At 60.0% G+C, this 2,230-nt stretch carries 3 protein-coding genes and 2 pseudogenes; all 5 read left to right on the plus strand.

Features of this window, described 5'->3' with window-relative positions:
* Positions 1 to 274 (plus strand): annotated as a pseudogene (locus tag AC0L2J_RS34655) (ABC transporter substrate-binding protein); the annotation flags it as partial.
* A 265-nt stretch (positions 275 to 539) separates the two neighbouring features.
* A complete protein-coding gene (locus tag AC0L2J_RS34660) occupies positions 540 to 824 on the plus strand; it encodes a creatininase family protein (RefSeq protein WP_473395972.1) in 285 nt (94 codons plus the stop codon).
* Positions 707 to 949 carry a creatininase family protein gene (locus AC0L2J_RS34665; RefSeq protein ID WP_473395970.1) on the plus strand — a complete coding sequence of 81 codons (243 nt, stop codon included), beginning with the start codon at positions 707 to 709 and terminating at the stop codon, positions 947 to 949. The genes AC0L2J_RS34660 and AC0L2J_RS34665 overlap by 118 nt, the downstream gene beginning before the upstream one ends.
* Positions 950 to 1,659: 710 nt before the next feature.
* On the plus strand, positions 1,660 to 1,857 hold the full coding sequence (locus AC0L2J_RS34670; RefSeq protein ID WP_473395971.1) for a TOBE domain-containing protein: 198 nt from the start codon (positions 1,660 to 1,662) through the stop codon (positions 1,855 to 1,857).
* Between the two features lie 89 nt (positions 1,858 to 1,946).
* Positions 1,947 to 2,230: pseudogene (locus AC0L2J_RS34675) on the plus strand (ABC transporter substrate-binding protein); the annotation flags it as partial.

Raw genomic sequence — 2,230 nt, forward strand, 5'->3', positions numbered from 1 at the left:
CGTGTGGGCGATCCCCAAGGGTAGTCCGCGGCTGGACGATGCCTACAAGTTCATCGCCTTTGCCTCCTCGCCCCAGGCGCTGGCCGACCTCACACGGTACATCGCCGTCGGGCCCGGCAACAAGGATGCAATGGCGCTTGTCGATCCGGCCCTCCTGCCTGACATTCCGACAGCGGCCGAACATATGGCCGTTGCCCAGCTGCCGGACCGGGCTTTTTGGGTTGATAAACGAGACGAGCTGCGTCAGCGCTTTACCGCCTGGCTCTCCAAGTAAGAATAAGAAGCGGCGGGGAGAGCTTCCGTTCTCCCCGCGACCTCGAGCGCCGAACCGCCAATTTCACCGGCGACCACGTAAAAATGACGGAACTCTGACGGACAGATCCCGCAATGGGTCGAAGAGACGCCGCTTTGTGGATACCCACAAGCATCTGATCGAGGAAAGCCAACGCCTCTCCGGTATGATCGATGCGTGCCTGTGTTTCGACGATTGGACCTACGTTGTCAGAGGCTACGTAGCCAACGATCTATTGGTTGCGAGAATGCCGGCTGCTGAGTTGCAAGGTTCCTCGGGCCGGACCTTTCGAGCGAGGCACAATACCGGCTCCATCGTTATCGCCCCGGTTGGCGCGCTCGAGCAGCACGGGCCGCACCCGCCGGTCGAGATGGAGAGTCTTCTCGGCGAGACGGTGGCACGTGCACAGCGCGCTTGGCCGCAGCGGAAGAGAAGCTCGTCGTCCTGCCTATGTTGTGGACAGGTTTCTCCGAGCATCACATGTCGTTTGGCGGCACGATCACGCTCGATTTCCAGACCTTTTTCAACGTGATCCGCTGCATCTACGAGTCTGTGGTTCGCGCGTCTGCGCCGACGAGCTCAGCCCCAAATTGCAAGTTCCGATCGTGCAGTTCACCCATTGTACGCGGCAGAGAAGCCGATTGCCGGCTTCCTTGAGCGGCAGAGCAATCTTTGGCATGCCTGTGAGGCAGAGACCTCGATGTGTATGGCGTTGCGGCCTGAACTCGGGACCGCATTCGCCTCGCCGAGGGCAAAGGCAACCACACGCCCGTCCTCGCCGACCTTGTCGGCAAAGGTATTTATCGCTGGCGAAGTCTCGCGAGCGAATGCTCCACTGGTGTCTACGGTTATCCGAGTGCAGCCTCGCGCGACAAGGGAGAGAAATTAATCGACGCCATCAGTCGTGATCTTGCTGAGAAAATCTACAACAAGGAACTTTGGGCTCTGCCTTGGCGCTAGAGCGAAGCCTGCCAAGTCGCAAGCTGTTCTTGAGGTCTGAAGCTCGGTCTAGATCAGCCTGCGCACGGCTACATTGCGCGAACCTCCTGCGCACTTACAAGCTGCAATGCACCGGCCGGAACAAGGGGAGCCGCATCAATTGCACCGCGGAAGCCGATCTGTTTGGCGCTAGGCAGGAGCTGCGCCACGGCATCCCTACGTGGCGGCGTGCCTCAGCTTGAGCGGGGAGTCGATTTTTGGCTCCGCTGCAGGTGTCGGCGCAGGATTTCCGCGATGCGCCCCTGTCAGATTGATGAAATTCGGCTTTGAAGGTTCGATACTATTTTCGTGAAAAGACAAAAAACGTCGACGATAGTCGCTAGATCAACACGCTGAAGACGAAACGATGAGGTGTTCGGTCGATCGCAGTGCCCAATGTCTTCAGCGCCCGCGTTGCGGAGGTGATCTACCTCGGCGACCACGTGCGTACTCGGGGCTCGGTCTGCGGCCATGATGATTTTGTGATCAAGCTGCCCAATTCGGGAAGCGTGGTGCAGGTCGAACCCGGCGCGGCGATCAGCATCGGCTGGGAAACGGAAGATTGCCGGGCACTCGACGCGTCATGACCATGGAGTGTTGGCCGCGAGTAAAACGTGGCAGGTCTTAGACAACGCCACTCCAATTTGGGCTCGCATAACAGGGGAGGAAGCAGACGATGAGGAAGACATTGACGGTCGCGGGTGCCTTCGCCGTGATCGGCCTGGCAGCGGGTGCGCTTTATCCGACGAAAGCCGCGTTCGCGGGCGATCAGCTGACGGTCACCGGCTGGGGCGGGGCCAGCCAAGCGGCCATACGCAAGGCCATGTTCGAGCCCTTCACCAAGGCCACCGGGACCAAGATCACCGAAGACGAGTGGAGCGGCGAGATTGCCAAGGTCCGCGCCATGGTCGAGTCCAGGACCGTGAGCTGGGACGTGTTCGACGGCAACGCGACCGATGT

The organism is Bradyrhizobium sp. MV1.5 (assembly GCF_055807615.1).